Source organism: Agrobacterium sp. SUL3, assembly GCF_001263295.1.
GTDB lineage: Bacteria > Pseudomonadota > Alphaproteobacteria > Rhizobiales > Rhizobiaceae > Agrobacterium > Agrobacterium tomkonis.
Genome location: NZ_KQ414508.1, coordinates 105788 through 123799, shown reverse-complemented (window position 1 = coordinate 123799; position 18012 = coordinate 105788). Strand labels below are relative to the sequence as shown.

16 protein-coding genes are annotated in these 18012 nt (G+C 61.7%); 6 read left to right on the top strand and 10 right to left on the bottom strand.

Going from position 1 to position 18012, the window contains the following annotated elements; translation table 11 throughout:
* Positions 1–201: 201 nt before the first annotated feature.
* Entirely contained in the window at positions 202–2145 is a 1944-nt protein-coding gene (locus AKG12_RS19195) for a methyl-accepting chemotaxis protein (RefSeq protein WP_052820075.1), read from the bottom strand.
* A 460-nt stretch (positions 2146–2605) separates the two neighbouring features.
* On the opposite strand from AKG12_RS19195, the gene AKG12_RS19190 reads away from it, so the two are divergent.
* Genes AKG12_RS19190 through AKG12_RS19165 form a run of 6 tightly spaced genes read left to right on the top strand, consistent with a single transcriptional unit; the run spans position 2606 to position 8149 of the window.
* Complete coding sequence (locus AKG12_RS19190; protein ID WP_052820074.1) at positions 2606–3757, top strand: extracellular solute-binding protein; 1152 nt, start codon at positions 2606–2608, stop codon at positions 3755–3757.
* Positions 3754–4638: an ABC transporter permease gene (locus AKG12_RS19185; RefSeq protein WP_082178941.1), complete on the top strand. Its 885-nt coding sequence runs from the start codon at positions 3754–3756 to the stop codon at positions 4636–4638. The genes AKG12_RS19190 and AKG12_RS19185 overlap by 4 nt, the downstream gene beginning before the upstream one ends.
* Position 4639: 1 nt before the next feature.
* Positions 4640–5464, top strand: a complete 825-nt coding sequence (locus AKG12_RS19180) for an ABC transporter permease (protein WP_052820073.1) — start codon at positions 4640–4642, stop codon at positions 5462–5464.
* Between the two features lie 8 nt (positions 5465–5472).
* Positions 5473–6507 (top strand): ABC transporter ATP-binding protein, encoded by a 1035-nt coding sequence (locus AKG12_RS19175; RefSeq protein ID WP_052820072.1) that lies wholly within the window; start codon positions 5473–5475, stop codon positions 6505–6507.
* A gap of 2 nt (positions 6508–6509) precedes the next feature.
* Positions 6510–7346, top strand: a complete 837-nt coding sequence (locus AKG12_RS19170; protein WP_052820071.1) for a glycerophosphodiester phosphodiesterase — start codon at positions 6510–6512, stop codon at positions 7344–7346.
* Positions 7343–8149, top strand: a complete 807-nt coding sequence (locus AKG12_RS19165) for an inositol monophosphatase family protein (protein ID WP_052820070.1) — start codon at positions 7343–7345, stop codon at positions 8147–8149. Before AKG12_RS19170 ends, AKG12_RS19165 begins: the two co-directional genes overlap by 4 nt.
* A gap of 76 nt (positions 8150–8225) precedes the next feature.
* Here AKG12_RS19165 and AKG12_RS19160 read toward each other — a convergent pair whose 3' ends face one another.
* From AKG12_RS19160 to AKG12_RS19120, 9 genes are all read right to left on the bottom strand, one after another.
* Complete coding sequence (locus tag AKG12_RS19160; RefSeq protein WP_052820069.1) at positions 8226–8987, bottom strand: SDR family NAD(P)-dependent oxidoreductase; 762 nt, start codon at positions 8985–8987, stop codon at positions 8226–8228.
* 3 nt (positions 8988–8990) lie between these two features.
* Complete coding sequence (locus AKG12_RS19155) at positions 8991–10673, bottom strand: SMP-30/gluconolactonase/LRE family protein (RefSeq protein WP_052820068.1); 1683 nt, start codon at positions 10671–10673, stop codon at positions 8991–8993.
* Positions 10670–11653: an NAD-dependent epimerase/dehydratase family protein gene (locus AKG12_RS19150; protein WP_052820067.1), complete on the bottom strand. Its 984-nt coding sequence runs from the start codon at positions 11651–11653 to the stop codon at positions 10670–10672. Before AKG12_RS19150 ends, AKG12_RS19155 begins: the two co-directional genes overlap by 4 nt.
* Positions 11650–12732 (bottom strand): ABC transporter ATP-binding protein, encoded by a 1083-nt coding sequence (locus tag AKG12_RS19145; RefSeq protein ID WP_052820066.1) that lies wholly within the window; start codon positions 12730–12732, stop codon positions 11650–11652. The genes AKG12_RS19150 and AKG12_RS19145 overlap by 4 nt, the downstream gene beginning before the upstream one ends.
* A gap of 2 nt (positions 12733–12734) precedes the next feature.
* On the bottom strand, positions 12735–13565 hold the full coding sequence (locus tag AKG12_RS19140; protein ID WP_046800465.1) for a carbohydrate ABC transporter permease: 831 nt from the start codon (positions 13563–13565) through the stop codon (positions 12735–12737).
* A gap of 10 nt (positions 13566–13575) precedes the next feature.
* Positions 13576–14502 carry a carbohydrate ABC transporter permease gene (locus AKG12_RS19135; RefSeq protein ID WP_046800464.1) on the bottom strand — a complete coding sequence of 309 codons (927 nt, stop codon included), beginning with the start codon at positions 14500–14502 and terminating at the stop codon, positions 13576–13578.
* 83 nt (positions 14503–14585) lie between these two features.
* On the bottom strand, positions 14586–15857 hold the full coding sequence (locus AKG12_RS19130) for an ABC transporter substrate-binding protein (protein WP_052820065.1): 1272 nt from the start codon (positions 15855–15857) through the stop codon (positions 14586–14588).
* A 24-nt stretch (positions 15858–15881) separates the two neighbouring features.
* Positions 15882–17048: a mandelate racemase/muconate lactonizing enzyme family protein gene (locus AKG12_RS19125; RefSeq protein WP_052820064.1), complete on the bottom strand. Its 1167-nt coding sequence runs from the start codon at positions 17046–17048 to the stop codon at positions 15882–15884.
* Entirely contained in the window at positions 17045–17953 is a 909-nt protein-coding gene (locus AKG12_RS19120) for a dihydrodipicolinate synthase family protein (RefSeq protein WP_052820063.1), read from the bottom strand. Before AKG12_RS19120 ends, AKG12_RS19125 begins: the two co-directional genes overlap by 4 nt.
* Positions 17954–18012: the final 59 nt, after the last annotated feature.

Sequence of the window (18012 nt, the reverse complement as noted above, 5' to 3'; positions counted from 1 at the left end):
CTTTTACCGGTTTCGAGTACGCCAACCGGGGCCGGCTGACAAGATGTCGCATTTCAGTATAATCGTTTCAATCGTTCCGTTGTTCGACTGTCGCGACAAAAATGGGCGGCCCTTCTGCGAACCGCCCATTCCTATATCAGACCATTGTCTTGCCGGCGATCAAAAGGAGCCGTGAATCCGCCGTCAAAAACACGGCAATCATCAAAACTCCTCCCAGCTGTCCGCAGATGTGTTCAGCGCGGCATTGCCGGAAAACGCAGCCCTGATCCTGCCGCCAAGAGCGCGCGCCGGAGACGCCGCGGGCCTGTCGGACGAAGAGACGGTGCGAACCGGAGCGGAGGCTTCACTATAACCGCCTTCGGACAGTTTGAACTGGGCGATAAGCCCGTTGAGCGAAGACGCCTCGCGTGCAAGGCCGTGGCTTGCAGCCGTGCTTTCCTCCACCATCGCGGCGTTCTTCTGGGTGTCCTGATCCATCTGGTTCACAGCCGTGTTGATCTGCTGGAGGCCGGAGGACTGTTCCTGTGCCGATTCCGCGATCGCCGCGACGTGCCGGTTGATGTCCTGCACTTCGGTGACGATCAGTTCCAGCGCCCTGCCGGTTTCGCCAACCAGCTGCACGCCCTGCTCCACCTGACTGTTCGATGTCGTGATCAGGTTCTTGATTTCCTTGGCGGCACCGGCGGAACGCTGTGCCAGCTCACGAACCTCCTGCGCGACAACGGCAAAGCCCTTGCCCGCATCACCGGCACGCGCCGCTTCCACGCCGGCATTCAGCGCCAGAAGGTTGGTCTGGAAGGCGATCTCGTCGATCACGCCGATGATGTTGGAAATCTGATTGGCGGATGTCGCGATCTGTTCCATCGCCGCGACGGCCTTCTGCACAACCTCACCCGACTTTTCCGCGCCGACCTTTGCGCGGCCGACGAGATGACCGGCTTCCTGTGCACGTTTGGTGGAGTCCTTCACCGTGATGGTGATTTCTTCCAGCGCCGCCGCAGTCTCTTCAACGGCCGCCGCCTGCTGCTCCGTGCGTCTCGCCAGATCATCTGCCGCAGACCGGATTTCGTTGGCGCCGGCATCGATGCCACGGGCATTCTGCGCCACCTGGGTCAGGGTCGACTGCAGCTGTTCAGCGGCCCGGTTGAAATCACCGCGAATACCGTCAAGGCCGGCAACGAACGGCTGAACGATCCGGTAGGTAACATCGCCCTCAGCGATCTTCGAAAGCGCAGTGGCAAGATTGTCGACGGCAAACTGTACGTCGGCAGCCTCCTTCGCCTTCTGTTTCTCGCGCTCTATCCGGTCCTTTTCAGAAGTCGACCGGTTAGCCTCAGTTTCATTCTCAAGCCGCACACGCTCGATTGCATTTTCACGGAAGGCCTGAACCGCAGCGGCCATCTGGCCCACTTCATCCTTGCGGTCCATTCCGTCGATTTCGCTTGCCGTATCACCGGCCGCCAGCGATCCCATGCGCTCACGAAGCCGCGCAATCGGGGTGGTGATGCCACGCGAAGAGACAAACAGGCCGAGTGCGATCAAGGCGAGGGAAACAAGCGCAATGCCGATCAGTCCCGTCCAGATCGTCGTATCGGTGCTGGCGGTGAGCTGCTGCCTGCCATCGTTCATGACCTGAATAAGCTGCTCGTTGCCGGCGCTGATCTTCGGCGACACTTCGCCGATTTTCCGAAGGACGTTCAGCGCCATCTGCTGCGCTTCGGCGGTTTTCCCCGCCTGCATCAGGGCGATGACCTGATTGCCGATCTCCTCCACTTCAACGACACCCTTCAGGATATCGCGGGCGGCATCCGTGCGGGCCGGCACCAGTTCCATGATCTTGTTCTGGCGCTCTTCGAGCTGTTTGCGGTCTGCCCTGAAAGTCTTGACCGCCGATTCGAAATCGCTGCCAGCGGGATCATTGAGGCTGGCGCGAAGCATCTGCATGCCGAGCGCATTGAGATTGCCGCTGGTCCGCGCGTTCAGCACCGCCGCAAGAGCCTCGTTGGCAATGAAATCGCTATAGACGCGGTCGGTATTCTTATATTGCAGGCTGACGTAGCTAATTCCGGAAAGCGACATCAAACTCATCAGCGAGATGACAAAAACGACCTTCGTTTTTATCTTGGTATTCTTCAGGAAAGACATGAATGGCCTCGGGGCAAGCGCTCCGCCAGCCATCCGCATAGGGTGGCCGGGGAGAGATATAAAGAAACATCGCGGGTAGCTGTGCCCCTCATAGGGCTACAAGCGGACATCAACTCAAAGCCGGAAAGGCATGGTGAGACGGGGGTCCGATTGCTCTACCGGCTCCGCCGATGAACCTTGGAACCTGCGTATTTTAGATTTCACAAAACCACTGAATGAAGTGTTACCCGGCATATGCAAGTCATGACAATTTGCGACATTGCTAAATTATTTAGACGCTAATTTTAATCGGGCGGTCTGCGTCTCCGGGTGTCACGAAAGCGTTAAGGAAAGGCATTAGAAACGCCGCCGACCCGTTAAAAAATGCACGGCTGTGCAAAGGCGGGCCAGCGCCGTTCCGATCTTTCCAAAAAGGGTCAGCGCTCAACAATTCCACTCGCCGAGAGCACTGGAGACAGAGATGAAACGCCGCACCTTCATGATATCAGCAGCAGGCGCCGCCGCTGGCCTTGCCCTTGCGCCGCGCATGAGCTTCGCCGCACCGGGCACGATCGACTGGTATACTGGCGCTGACAGCAACATCCTCGATTTTTGGACCAACACGGTGAAGCCCGCTTTCGAGGCCGCCAATCCGGGTATCAAACTCAACCTCGTTGACGCCGGTGACAATGCCGGCATTATCGCCATCGGCGAACGCGCCATTGCAGCAAAGCAGACAGGCACCGACCCGCAGGCTGACTATTTCGAGCATTCCGACCCGCTGCTGCCCACCGGCGCAATCGATGCCGGCATCTATGTGAACATGGCGAAAGCCGGTCTCTCCAACTATTCGCGCGTCAACCCGCTTGCCATCCGCAGTGAATACAGCCTGCCCTATCGCGGCAGCCAGGTTCTGCTCGCCTATGACACAGCCAAGCTGAAGCCCGCGGATGCCCCGAAGACCTGGGAGCAGCTGGTCACCTGGATCAAGGCCAATCCCGGCCAGTTCGTCTATAACCGTCCCGACAAGGGCGGCTCCGGCGGCAATTTCGTTCGCCGCGCCATCCATCAGGCCAATGGTCTCGACCCCAAGGCCTTCACGGTCGACAACTACACCCAGGAATTCGGCGACAAGGCACTGGGCAAAGCCTGGGATCTGCTGACCGATATCGCCCCGTCGCTTTATGACAAGGGCGCCTATGCCTCCGGCAATACCCAGTCTCTGCAGCTTCTGTCGCAAGGCGTCGTGACGATGACACCCGTCTGGTCCGATCAGGTTCTGAAAGCCATCGATCAGGGTGTGCTTCCTGCGGAAACGGGCCTCGTTCAGCTTCAGGATCTCGCGCTTTGCGGCGATTTTTCCCGGGCCGTGGTGCTGGCGAACGGCACCAATCGCGATGCCGCCCTCAAGCTGGCGAACTTCGTTCTCTCCGAAGAAATCCAGGGCGCCATCCTCACTGAGCTCGGCGGTTTCCCCGGCGTTTCCTGGGACTATGTATCGGCCGATCTGCGCAAGCGCTTCGCCGACATCATTCCGCAGACCATTCCGACCTTCCCGGCCGGCAAATGGGAAACCGCCATCAATGACGGCTGGTACCGTCACGTTGCTCCGAACGTCGACCGCAAGTCGTGACTGAGGTAGCAGAAGGAGCGGTTCGTCCGCTCATCGACAATTCGGCAGGCAGGAGGCCCATCGGCCTCCTGCTCGTCGCCATTCCCGTTTTCCTGATGATCTGGCTCGTCATCTGGCCGGCCATCAATGCCATAGGCCGCACCATCTGGCGTATCGGGGCCAATGGAGAAACGACGTTCGATCTTTCGAGCTACGTCTTCTTCTTTTCGGATCGCTACAGCCTCGACAATCTTGCCGTCACGCTCTGGACCACTTTGGTCTGCGCCATGCTGCTTCTGGTGATCTGCCTGCCGATCGCGCTTTATCTGCGCTTTTCCCAGGGCCGCCTTTCGGCCTATGTGCAGGCGCTGGCCATCTTTCCGATGTTCGTGCCCTCCATCATTCTCGCCTTCGCCTTCATCCGCGTGCTTGGGCCCAATGGCATGGTGGATATTCTGCTCAACGCGGTCGACCTGCCGAAAATCCGCACGCCCTATCTGACCCCCTGGGGGCCGGTCATCGGCCTTGTCTGGGACAATATCCCGCTGACGGTGCTGATCCTGCTGTCGGGCCTCGGCAGCGTCGCCAACCAGTCGGTGGAAGCGGCGCGGGATGTGGGCGCCAACGCGCTGCAGGTTTTCTGGCACATCATCCTGCCGCGCATTTCCAATTCCATTCTCGTGGCGCTTTCCTTTTCGGTGCTCGGCATTTTTTCCTCCTTCACCCTTCCTTACCTGCTTGGCCCCGCATCGCCGGAAATGATTGGTCCCTTCATGCAGCGCACCCTTCGCGATATGCAGGACCCCATCGGCGCCATGACCCAGGCCGTCATCGCCTTCGGCTTCTGCATTGCCTTCGGCCTCTTTTATGTGCGCTCAGTCGCACGCAATCAGGGGAAGTAACATGGCCGCTTTTGCACCGGCGCGCAGGCGCCTCGACTGGCCCGGCATATTCTTCGCCACTCTTTTGACCGTTGCGATCGTCGGGCCACTCATCGTCGTCGGCACCTGGGCTTTCACCGAAGTCTGGCGTTACCCCAACGTCGTGCCGCAACAGTTCGGCTTTCGTTTCTGGGGCCAGACGCTCGGACGCCCCGATGTGTGGAACGCCCTGATGCTGAGCTTTCGGCTGACGACGGTGGTGACCCTGCTTTCGGCGCTGATCTGCCTTCCCGCCGCTTATGCCTTTGCCCGCATGAGCTTTCCCGGCCGTAACCTCTTGTTCTTCTCCTTCCTTGCCGGTCATGCTTTTCCGAAATTCGGGCTGCTGGTAGCAATTGCGGCAATCTTTCTGCAACTCAATCTCATCGGCACCTTCTGGGGTGTCGTTCTCATCCAGCTCGTCGGCACGCTGATGTTCATGATCTGGATACCCGTCGCCGCGTTTCAGGCCGTCGATCGCCGCATGGAAGAGGCGGCCCGCGATGTCGGCGCCAGTCCCCTGCGGGTCTTCTGGTCGATCACGCTGCCGCAGGCCGGACCGACCATCGCCGCCGCCGTGCTCCTGAGCTTCGTCGGCACCTTCTATGAAACCGAAGGGGCATGGCTCATCGGCGCACCCGGCATCCGCACCATGCCGGTGCTGATGATCAGCTACATCAACAACCAGATGGTCATCCAGTATGGTGCGGTCCTGTCCGTCGTGCTCTGGGTGCCGTCATTCATTGCCCTCATGTTCGCCCGCCGCATCATTGGCGGCGGCGCCTTCGCCCGCGGCTTCGGCGGTTAGGAATATTCATGTCCGTACTTCATATCCGCGGGGTCACGAAAACCTTCGCCGGTGGCACCAATGCAGTCGACAACTTCTCGCTCGATGTCGCCGATGGTGAACTCGTCTGCCTTCTCGGCCCGTCCGGTTCAGGCAAATCGACGCTGCTGCGCATGGTCGGCGGTTTCGAACAACCGACCGGCGGACGGATCACCATCGACGGCGAAGATGTCACCCATCTGCCACCCGAGCGCCGGCCCACCGGCATGGTGTTCCAGAGCCACGCGCTCTGGACCCATATGAATGTCTTCAAAAACCTTGCCTTCGGTCTGAAGCTGCGGCGCATGCCCGCCTCCGCGATCCGGGAAAAGGTCGAAGCGGTACTCGAACTGGTGGGGCTTTCCGGTTATGGCGAACGCGCCACCAGCCAGCTCTCCGGCGGCCAGCAGCAGCGCGTGGCGCTTGCACGCTCACTGGTCCTGGAGCCGAAAATCCTGCTTCTGGATGAACCCTTCGCCAGCCTCGACCAGCATTTGCGCGAGCGCCTGCGCGAAGAGGTGCGCGATATCCAGCAGCGTCTCGGCATCACCACGCTGTTCGTGACGCATGGGCAGGACGAGGCCCTTTCCATGGCCGACCGCATCGTCGTGATGGCCAATGGCAGGACCGAGCAGATCGACCGGCCGAACGTCATCTACCGCGAACCGCAGACCCCCTTCGTCGCCGGCTTCATCGGCACGATGAACCTGATCGAAGGCGTGGTCTCGGGCGGAAACTTCAGCCATGCCGGCCTGACCGTGCCGCTGCCCGTTTCCGACGGTCCCGCCATTCTCGCCATCCGTCCCGAGGCCGTTGACCTGACGGCATCCGAGACGCCGCAGGCAAGCGTTCACCGGGTGACCGATTACGGCACCCATGGCCTTGTCGATCTCGATCTTCCCGATGGTATCAGGATCAAATCGATGGTCGCCCATCCCGATCTCTTCCGGGCCGGACAGGGGGTCGATATCCAGCCCCGCGCCGTCACGGCCTTTCGCGACAACCGGCAAATCTACCGGAGCTGACAATGAACATGCCCATCCTCCTCGAACGCGACGGCCACCGCACCTGGCTCAAATGGCATCGCGGCCGCCGCCGCGCGGCCGATCCCGCCTTCACCGGCGAGCGTATCATCGAGGCCATGTGCCTTGGCGCGAGCATCGAAGTCGATCTCGTCATTCACGCCGACCACGGCTGCGCCGTGCTGCATGATCTGACGCTGGAGCGGGAAACCACGGGCGCCGGAAGGGTGCGCAACACCTCCGCCGCCGCGCTGCGCCAGCTGCATCTGCGCGACAATCAGGGCCAGCCCGTATCCTCAAGGGTGATGCTGCTCGAAGACCTCTGCGCCCTGCTCGCCCGCGAGATCATCCATCCCGATGCCCTTCTGCAGCTCGATTTCAAGGAAGACCGGCACGCCCTCACCCCGCAGGTCATCGCCGGTTTCAGCGCAAGCATCGCGCCATTGGCGGGCTCCATGATCCTGTCCGGCGGTGATTTCGACGCGATCGCCGCGCTTGCCGCATCGGTCCCCGATCTCAAAACCGGATATGATCCATGTGAGGACGACACACTCGCACGGCTGCAGCAGGACGGAAACTTTTCCGGCTTCATCGAACAGGCGCTTGCCACGGCACCGGCTGCCGGAATGATCTATCTCGACTACCGGATCGTCCTTGCCGCTGAAGATGCCGGCATCGATATCATCGCCCCCATTCATGCCGCCGGCCGCCGTGTCGATGCCTGGACCATCAACCGCATCACCCCGCAATCCATCACCGATGTCGAGCGGCTTTTGCGGCTCAAGGTCGACCAGATCACCACCGATGACCCGGAAGGGCTAACCGAGGCATTCAGCCGATGACCGTCAATTACACCGCCATTCTGGAAGACATGATCGCCACCACCCGCGAGGCCGGCGCATTGACGCTCGAGCATTTCAGGCGCTTCCGCGACATCGAGATCGGCGTCAAGGGACCGGGCGACTTCGTGTCCGATGCGGACCGGCAGTCCGAAACACTGATCCGCGAACGCTTGCTCGGCCGGTATCCCTGGGGGCTGACCGGCGAGGAATTCGCTCCGGTTGACGGTTCGGATGCCGAACATCGCTGGCTGGTCGATCCCATCGATGGCACCACCAATTTCATCTATGGCCAGCACTACACCATCACCATTGCGCTTCGCCGCGGCAACGAGACGATATGCGGGCTCGTCTATAATCCCGTCGCCGACGAAATGTTCACCACGATCAAGGGCGAAGGCGCATATCTCAACGGCGAGCGCCTGCGCGTCAATGCCAGCAGCGATATCGCGCTCATGTGCGTCGGCACCGGCCTGCCAACACCCAACCTCTCGCTTTATCTCGGCGCCTATCAGCGCCTCGACGATATTCGCGCACCCATCGGCGCGGTGCGGGTCGTCGGCAGCGCCGCCAATTCCTGCGCTTACGTGGCCTGCGGCCGTCTTACCGGCTATTACGAGGAGACGGGGTTTGTCGATACCGCAGCCGGCATCCTGCTCGTTGAGGAAGCCGGCGGCATCGTGACGGACTGGTGGGGGCGCGGGCCTGAAATCTATGAGCGGACCGGCACGCTGATCGCCGCCAATGCCGCAACACACGCCTATCTTCTCGAGCGGCTTGGCGGCGTTCCGCCCAAGGATCCGTGAGCGGCGCAGCGCGCGGTCAGCACGTATCCGTCAGCACGTATCCGCCAATATGCGGATCCTGCGAAGGAGAGCGTGATCAGTAACCGCCCGTCATCAGCACGGTTTCACCGGTCATGAAACTGCAGGCCTGCGACGACAGGAAGATGGCGGCACCCACCATTTCTTCCGGCTGCCCGGCACGGCCCATCCAGTTCAGCGTCCGGACGTATTCCGCCCAGCCTTCGGGGTCCTCATCACGACGGTGGGCATTGCGGTCGGTGTCGATGAGGCCGGGCGCGAGCGTGTTGAGCAACACATTGTCGCGCGCATAATCCCGCGCCTGACTCTGGATCAGATTGTGCTGCGCAGCCTTGGTGGCGGCATAGGCGGTGACGATGCCCTTCGGCCGCAGCTGATTGACCGAGCCGATGGAAACCACCCTGCCCCACTTGCGGGCCGCCATGCGCGGCAGGGCCGCCTGCAGCATATCCACCGTCGAGCCCAGATTGACCGCCAGCTGAAACGCCAGATCGCCGGGCGTCAGTTCCGAGAGCACGGCGTTGATCTGGGCGCTGGCATTGATGACAAGAATATCGACCGGCGCGACCGCCTCGGCGCGTTCGATGAGATCACGACCGGCACCGGCCTCGGAAAGATCGCCCGCCAGTTCCTGCGCCGTGCCGCCGCTTGCGACGATCCGGTGCTGCACGGGCGCGGCAGCGCCCGGCTTTACGCCATGCAGGATGACATGGGCGCCCGCGCCCGCCAGCCCCTCGGCAATGGCCGCACCTATGCCACGGCTGGAACCGGTGACGAGTGCCGTGCGGCCCTTCAATCCAAACACGCTTTCGAGACGCATCCTTTATCCTTCAAACAGTGAGATGCGCGCGCCGGCAATTCCCGGGTGGCAGGAAAACAGGCCGCCGGAGAGTGGCGCGTCGGCGAGCGTGGATGCCGGCAGGCGCGTGCGGGCGCTGGTGATGAACAGCGTCGACAGATCAGGCCCGCCAAAGGCGATGCTGGAAGGGCGCGGCACCGGCATGTCGATCACCTGGTCCAGCTTGCCGTTCGCAAGATAACGGCGCACGCACCAGCCATCCCAGATGGCGCACCACACCCCGCCTTCCGCATCCACAGCCAGACCATCCGGCCGGCCATCGGCCACGGGAATACGGGCAAACTCACGGCGCTGCGACAGGGCACCCGTCGCCGGATCGCAATCATAGGCGTGGATGAGGCCGGGCACGGTATCGACGAAATAGAAGGTCCGGCCATCGGGGCTCCAGCCGAGACCGTTGGAGACGATGATACCGCCTTCCTTGCGCTCGGATGCGCCATTGGCGTTGATACGATAAAGCGCACCCGTGGGCTTGGAGGCATCGATGCGCATCGAGCCGACCCAGATCGCGCCATCCGGCCCGCATTTGGCATCGTTCAGGCGGTTATCGGCGATGCCCGCTTCCGGGCTGACAAAGGGCGTCAGCCGGCCGGAGGCGAAATCCAGCCATTCGACGCCATCCTGCGAAGCGACCAGCAACCGCCCGCCAGTGACCGGAATGACGGCGCTGACAAGCTTGCCGGTCTCGCAGGTTTCGTTGCGGCCCGTGGCGGGATCAAAGCGGTGCACTGCCGGATGGAGGATATCGACCCAGTAGAGCGTGTTTTCCCCCTCGTGCCAGACCGGGCTTTCCCCCAGCTGCGCGCCCCATGGCAGAATGCAGCTGAGTTCGGCACTGGGGCGGCCCGTTGCCGAACGCGGGCGTGGCCGCGAGCTGATCGCCACGGCCCCGGCTGCACCGGTAATGCGCCGGGCGGCGGCAATCAGTTCACGCCCGGCGGGATGGATATTGGAGGAATCCAGCCGCGACGATGGCCCGAGCGCAACGAGCACGCCCATCGGCGTATTGTCCCGGCCCATGACAGGGGCGGCGACCGAATTCACCCCCGGCAGATGCTCCTCGTAGGAAATCGAATAACCCCGCGCCCGGGTCAGCGTCAGATCGGCCTGCAGCGCATCGAGGGTGGTGATGGTTTTGGGTGTCTGCAGATCGAGCGTCAGGCGATCCAGCAGGGCGCGGCCGACGGCGGGATCCTGAAAGGCGAGCAGCGCCTTGCCCGGTGCGGTGCAATGCAGGGGAACGCGGCGTCCCACCTCGACGCGCACCGAAAGACCGTTCGGCGAACGCTCGGCGAGATATTGCGTCATCGTGCCGTCAAGCCGGCACAGCGCAACCGTCTCCCCCAGTTCGGCGGCCAGCCGCTCGAGTTCCGGCGTTGCCGCCGAGACGAGATCGAAGCTCTCCCAGACCTTATGGGACATTTCCAGAAAACGCTGGCCCAGAACATAGGTGCCACGGGCCTCATCCTGACGGACGAGGCCATAAGCGATGAGGGTGCGCAGGATGCGCGCGAATGTCGGCTTCGGCAGGCCGGAGGCGCGCAGCAGCTCGGCAAAACGTAACGGTTCCGGTGCATCGGCGACCATGTCAAGCAGGGTCAGCCCCTTGGCCAGCGCCGCCGTGCCGCCCGGCGTCTCCGGTTTCATCGCCTCTGCTCCTGCGCGAGTCGCTGCCGCCTTGCGGCCGCCGCGTCGTCCAGCATCCGGTCCATCGTCCATTCCGCTTCAAACCCCAAAGTGTTTCTGATCCGCTCGTTGGACGTATGGTAATAAACGCCGTCGCCGGGAAAATCGACTGTCACGATGGGCAGGCCGGTCAGCGCGGCAATCTTCGGCAGAAGCGCGGCGAAATCGGCCGGTTCGTCGGCACCCAGATTGAAGGTGCCACCCGCCGCCTCGGGGTGATCGAGAGCGAGCAGAATGCCCGCCACCATGTCGCGTGTATCGGTTATATGCATACGGAACGGCCGGCCGTTTTCATTGCGCGCCAGAATGTGCGACGGCTCACCGATATCGCGGGACTGGAGCAGTTCGGCGATGGCAGTATTTCCGAAATTCTGCTGCTGGCGAATGCGCGGCCGCAGGAAAAACCGGGGACCGGAAAAGAAGCTGTCCTCGTCCAGCAGTTCCGCCGCATCCTGCGTATGCGAAAACCGCAGGATCACCGTTTCCATGGTGCCGCTTCGCTGGTGAAAGCGCACCAGCTCTTCACCCAGAAGCTTGGTCAGACCATAGGGCGAATTGGGGCAAAGCGGATGATCCTCGGTGACCGGCAGGAATTCCGGCCGGTTTTCCGGATAGACCTCACCCGAGGAGGCGAAAACGAACCGCCGCACGCCAGCCGCCGAAGCCGCATCCAGAAGCCGGCGCGTGCCCTCGACATTGACGGCGAACATGCGGTCACGATCCGCCGGAGCCCATGACATGAAGGCGCCCAGATGCAGGACGGCGCTCACACCCTTGATGGCCTCGGACAGTGCCTGTGCATCCTCCAGTGACCCGACGACTTCCTCGCCGCCGGTTCCCGATGGCCTGAGATCAAAACCGCGAACGGGGCGGCCCTGTGCGCGCAAGGCTGCGACAACGGCACGGCCGACACGGCCTGCCGATCCGGTGACGAGGATCATAGCCGTGCTCCTGTCTTCGCATCGAAGAGATAAAGCTGGGCCGGATCGAAACCGAGCCGGAGCGCCTCATTACCGGGAAGGTTGCCGGTATGCGAGACACGCGCGATCAGCCCCTTGGACTTGCCCTCCTCGCCATCCGCAACCCTTGCGCCCTCCGCATCGAAATAGACGTATTTTTCCGATCCGAGGCTCTCCACCAGCGTCGGGCGGACATCGAAGGTAACCGGTGCATCGCCCAGAACGAGATGTTCCGGCCGCAGGCCGACGATCACGTCGCCTTGGCGGACGGCTGCGCCCGGCAGGGAAACCTGTTGCCCAAACAGGGTAACAGCGCCATCACGCAGTTCCGCATTGAGGAAATTCATGCCCGGCGAGCCGATGAAACCGGCAACGAAAAGATTGGCCGGATTGTTGAAAAGCTCGTCGGGTGCGGCGATCTGCTGGATGATGCCGCCCTGCATGATGACGACGCGGTCCGCCATCGTCATCGCCTCAACCTGATCATGCGTCACATAAACGGTGGTGACACCGATGCGTTTGTGCAATGCGCCGATTTCAGCACGCATGTGGACGCGCAGCTTGGCATCGAGGTTGGACAGCGGCTCATCCATCAGGAAGGCCTGCGGCTGGCGCACGATGGCACGGCCAAGTGCCACGCGCTGCCGCTGGCCGCCCGACAGGTCCTTGGGCTTGCGATCGAGATAGGGCGTCACTTCCAGAATGCGCGCCGCATCATCAACCCGGCGATCGATCTCGGCCTTATCAGTGCCGCGCATCTTCAGGCCGAAGCCGATATTCTGGCGAACGGTGAGGTGCGGATAAAGCGCGTAGTTCTGGAACACCATTGCGATGTCCCGGTCGCCCGGCGCCAGATCCGTCACTTCGTGGTCGCCGATGAAGATCTGCCCTTCGCTTGCCGGTTCGAGACCGGCAAGGATTTTCAGCATCGTCGACTTGCCGCAGCCGGAAGGCCCGACCAGCACCACGAACTCGCCGTTCTCGATCTCAAGCGAAAAGGGCCTGAGCACGTTGAGCGCGCCATAGGACTTGCTGACATTGCGAATGGAAATATTGGCCATGCTTATTTCTCCGCGCCAGCGGTGAGGCCGCCGACCAAATAACGTTCCAGGAACAGGTAGATTGCGATGATCGGCAGCGCGATGAACACGGATGCGGCGGAAATGTCGTTCCAGTAGGTGACATATTCGCCCTGCATCGTGGTGATGCCGAGATTGGCCGTCCAGTTGTCCGGCGAGTTGACGAGGAAGGTGCGCGCATAGGCGTAGTCTGCCCAGCTGAGCACGAAGGCATAAAGTGCGGTGGCGGCAAGGCCCGGCGTGGCGATGGGAAGCACGACGCGCACCATCGCGCCGATCGGCGAGCAGCCGTCGACCATGGCAGCCTGTTCCAGTTCCTTCGGGATGGTGTCGAAATAGCCTTTCAGCATCCATGTGGCGAAAGGAATGATCATTGTCGAATGCGCCAGAACCAGCGTCCACAGGCTGCCGATCAGGCCGAAGCTGGAAAAGATCGAAAACAGCGGAATGACGAGCAGCGTCGCGGGCAGCATCTTCGCCGTCAGGACGAAGAGGCCCATGGTCGCGCCGCCCCGCATGGAATAACGCGACAGCGCATAACCGGCGCTGACCGAGACCAGCATCGACAGCGCCACCGAGCCGATGGCCGCCAGCATCGAGTTCCAAAGCCACAGCAGGATCGGTTTTGCCGCCCAGACGCGGGCGAAGATGTCCCACTGCGGATCGTCAGGCCAGAAGGTCGGCGGCAGGCGATACAGCTCATCGGTGGTGGAAAGTGCCGTGACCAGCAGCCAGTAGACCGGGAACAGGATCATCACCAGCGTGAAGATCACAGTCGCGTAAAGGGCAAGGCTCTGTAAAAATGTCCGTTTCATCAAAGCCTCCTCAATAGATCGATTTCGAACGCCGGCCGAGCATCAGGAGGCTCGCGACGATGCAGATCACCAGCGTCAGCACGCCGACGGCGGCGGCACGACCGAAATTGTGATACTGGAAGGCCTGGTCATAGGTCATGATCGACAGTGTCTGGGTTGAACGCAGCGGCCCGCCGCCGGTCAGAACCTTGATGATGGAAAAGTCGCGGAATACCCAAAGCAGCGTCAGCACCAGCGTCACGCCCAGCACCGGCATCAAAAGCGGCATGGTGATCCAGCGGAAACGCTGCCACACACTCGCGCCATCCACCTTCGCCGCCGCATAATAATCGGCGGGGATGGACTGCAGGCCAGCCAGACACATGATCGAGACGAATGGAAAACCCTTCCACACCATGGTGATCGCCACTGCCCAGAAGGCGGCGGTGGAACTGCTGACCCACGGGATCATCTGGTCGGTGAAGCCGAGTTTGATCGCCAGCCAGCCGAACAGGCCGAAGGACGTGTCGAACATCCACGCAAAGATGACGACCGCGATGATTTCCGGCACGGCCCAGGGCAGTGCCATTCCCAGCCGCGCGACGGTGCGGCCCTTGAAACGGTTATTGGCGAGAAGCGCCGTGCTGAGGCCGACCGCGACGCTGCCGGCGGTAACGACGATGACCAGTTTCAGCGTTACCCAGCAGGCCAGCCAGAATTCCGGCGACGAGAACAGCCATGTGTAATTGCTCAGCGAAAACGGCCGGCTGGCGCCGCCAAGCCGCGGTATCTTGACCTGCTGGAACGACAGGTCGATGGCCAGCACGAGCGGCCAGACGATGATGGCGGCAACCATCAGGACCGCGGGCGCGATCAGAATATAGCCGAGGAGATGTTGCCGGCTGGGACGAGCAAGATCGAAGAACTTGCGACGCCCAGCCCGAACGGGTTCGGTCATGGATGGTCCTCCTGCCGGATGCGAATGATGGCCATGGCCCTTTACGGGCCATGGCAGGACAACAAGATCAGGACAATGGGGGATCAACCCTTGATGGCTTCGGCCTTTGCCTGCATGGTTTTGGCCACCTCCGCCGGATCGAGATCCTGAATGATCATTCGCTGGCTTTCTTCCATCACCATCTTGCTGAACTCGTTGTAGAAAAGTTCAAGACCGGTCGGAATGCGGTCGATACCGGCTTCAGACGCGGCCTTCATGGTTTCGATCAGCACCGGGAAATGCGGGATGGTCTTTTCAACACCCGAGACATCCGCCTTCGGGCTTGGCGGTGTGTTGCCGCCAAGGGTGGCGTAACTGCGCTGGAATTCCGGAGTCATCGTCAGCTTAATGAAATCCCAGACCAATGCCTTCTGGTCGTCGGGAATATCGGCCGGCATGGCCAGCACGTTGGACGAGCCGCCGAGCGGCGGATGAAGCGGCGGCGCAACATAAACGATGTCACTCTTGGCCGAACCCTTTTCAGTCGTGCCATAAAGCCACGGTCCATCGAGCCGCATGGCCATCTTGCCATCGGCAAACAGCTTGCGCACGTCGCTGGCGCTCATGTCCACCGGGCTGATGCCGCTCTTCATCACGGTTTTCCAGCGTGAAAGGCCCTCGACCATCTGTGGCGTATCGATGGTGATGTTGCCGTCCTTGTCGGTCCAGTAGGCGCCGGCATCGATGACGTAGTTCAGCATTTCCGTCAGATATTGCCCCGGACCACCCTTGGTTTCGTGGCCGGTGCCGAACTGGTCGATGATGCCGTCGCCGTTCAGATCCTTGGTCGTGGCTTTTGCAGCGGCCAGGAACTCGTCATAGGTTTTCGGAACCGCAACGCCGGCTTCTTCCAGCAGCTTCTTGTTATAGGCCATGACGAAGCCGAAATAGTTGGTCATGATGCAGACGGTTTCGCCGTTCCATTCGCATTTCTGCTGGCCGGCCCAGCCGGTCATGTCGATGCCGTCCTTCTTCAGCCACGGGTCGAGCGGTTCCAGCCAGCCGCTATCGGCAAACATCTGGAATTCGAAGGACGCCAGATGCACGATCTGCGGCGGCTGGTTGGCGGCGAAAAGCGTGGTCATCGTATCCGCGTAGGAACTGCGCTCCGCCTTGGTGAATTCGATCTTCACCCCCGGATGCTGTTTCTCGAAGGCGGCGATGGCGGAGCGCCACCATTCGCCCGTTCCGGCATCATCGGTCTGCCAGGAAATGAACTTCAGCACGGTATCGGCCATGGCGGGCGCAACAGCGCCCATGGTCATCAAGACGGCGGTCGCGGTGCTGAGCGCCAGCTTTTTCATTCTTTTGGTCATGGTTTCCTCCTCCAAAAAACCAAATCAGATACGTTCAATCAGACCGAGCGCCGCCTCCGACGGTCTTACCCCAAGTCCCGGTCCGGACGGCAGGTGATACCTGCCTTCGCGGCAATCCATGTCGCCGTCCAGCAGGCGGCGGTTCGGCTCGAAGATCGAGTGCTGGAATTCGTGTCCCTTCAGCATCGGCAATGTCGACGATGCCTGCAGGCTGGCGGCAAGGAAGATGCCGGCGCCAACGGTGGCGTGCGGGATCACGTCAATGCCGTGTTCGGCGGCAAGAGCGCCGATGCGGATGAAATTGGTGATGCCCTTATGGCCCATTTCCGGCTGCACGATCGCGATGCGGCAGCGTTCGATGCGGGCGCGCATATCCCAGTGGGTGCGCCATTCCTCACCGACGGCAATCGGCACGTCGGTATTCTTCGAAACCTTCTCCAGACCGGCAATGTCCTCCGTCCAGACCGGCGCCTCGGCGAACCACGGGTCGAAGGGCTGCATTTCGGCAATCAGTTCCAGCGCCCGTTCCGGCGTCTGGTTCCAGTGCATGTCGGCGGCGATCTTCGCCTGGGGCCCAAGCACCTGCCGGAGATTGGCAATTTCGGCCGCCGGGCCGTCATCAGCCACCGGTGTTGCGAATTTGAAGGCGTTGAAACCGCGATCCTGCCAGTATTTCGCCAGTTCCCCGCGCGCCTTCAGCGTCCTTTCAGGAAGGCCGGAAACATAGGCCGGAAACGTGTCCACACCGCCACCGAGAAGCTCGCGAACCGATTTTCCGGCTTCCCGCCCGGCAATATCCCAGAGCGCGATATCGAGCGCGGCGAGCGCATCCACGTAAAAGCCGCCGGTATAACCGCGCACCCGCATCATGTCGTAGAGGTCGTCATAAACAGCCGAAGGATCGGACGCATCGCGGCCGATCACGAAACCGGCGAGAAGATCATTGATGAGGGCGGCAACCGCGCCGGGGGCGACGATGCCATAGGTCTCTCCCCAGCCAACAATGCCGGCCTCGGTCGTCATGCGCACCAGCACGCTGCGGTCGAAGGTGGGGTAGACCGTGCGATTGCCCTTGCGAACGATATAGCCGTTGGGATTGACCACTTCGCCTTCCCTGAGCGCGCCGAGATAGGGAACCTTGCGCGGCTGGGTCAGCGTGAAGACTTCGACGGTTGCGATGGGGCTGTTCATGCGGCCTCCGCGGCAACGAGGCCAAGTTCGACCAGATTGGCGTCGATATCGGCAATGGCCGCCGCATCAAGCTCGGGTGTCGGTGCACGCACACCGACGCCTTCGATCACACCGCGACGAGCGAGCACATATTTAGTCAGTCGCATGCGATAGACAGCCTGCAACACCAGAAGCGGCAGAGTGCGGACATAAATCCTGCGCGCCTCTTCCTGCCGCCCGGCAACAAGCGCCCGGTCGATGGCCACATGTTCCTCGGCGATCTCCAGCGCCGGCATGGCCGCCGTAGCACCCCGGGCATATTCGTCGAGAATGTAACGGGCGCCGCCGCCACCGATGACGCCCTTCAGCGTCGAAGGCGCATGGGCGATGATGTGGCTTATGGCCGGGCCGGCGGGAAGCGTTTCTTCCTTGACGTAGGTGACCTGCGGCAAGGCGCGCACGATCTCCACGATCGCCTGCGGCGAAAGGTCGGAGCCGCGCGGCGCAGGCGCGTTCTGCAGGATGATTTCAACCTCGGGCAGCGCCTCGACGACCTTGCCGAGGAATTCGATCAGCGCCGGCGCATCCGTGCCGACGGATTTGGGCGGCTGCACCATCAGGTGGCGAATGCCGAGTGCCGATGCCGCCCGCCCATGCTCGACCACGTCACGCCAGTCGGCCGCACTTGCACCGGCCACAACAGGAACCCGCCCGGCCACCGCATCCACGACGATCTTCAGCAGCGTTGCACGCTCGGCAGCATTCAAAGTCTCCACCTCGCTGGCGAAACCGGGAAACACGACACCATCCACGCCCTTGTCGAGCGCAAAGACCACCAGCCGCTTCATACCCGCTTCGTCAATGCCGCCATCAGCCAGAAACGGCGTGGGCAGAACAGGCAAAATCCCCTTGAGGCCAGCCACCATTTTTCTCCTCCCAATTAAGTATCATATTTTGATACCTTGAATTCACTAATTGACACTAT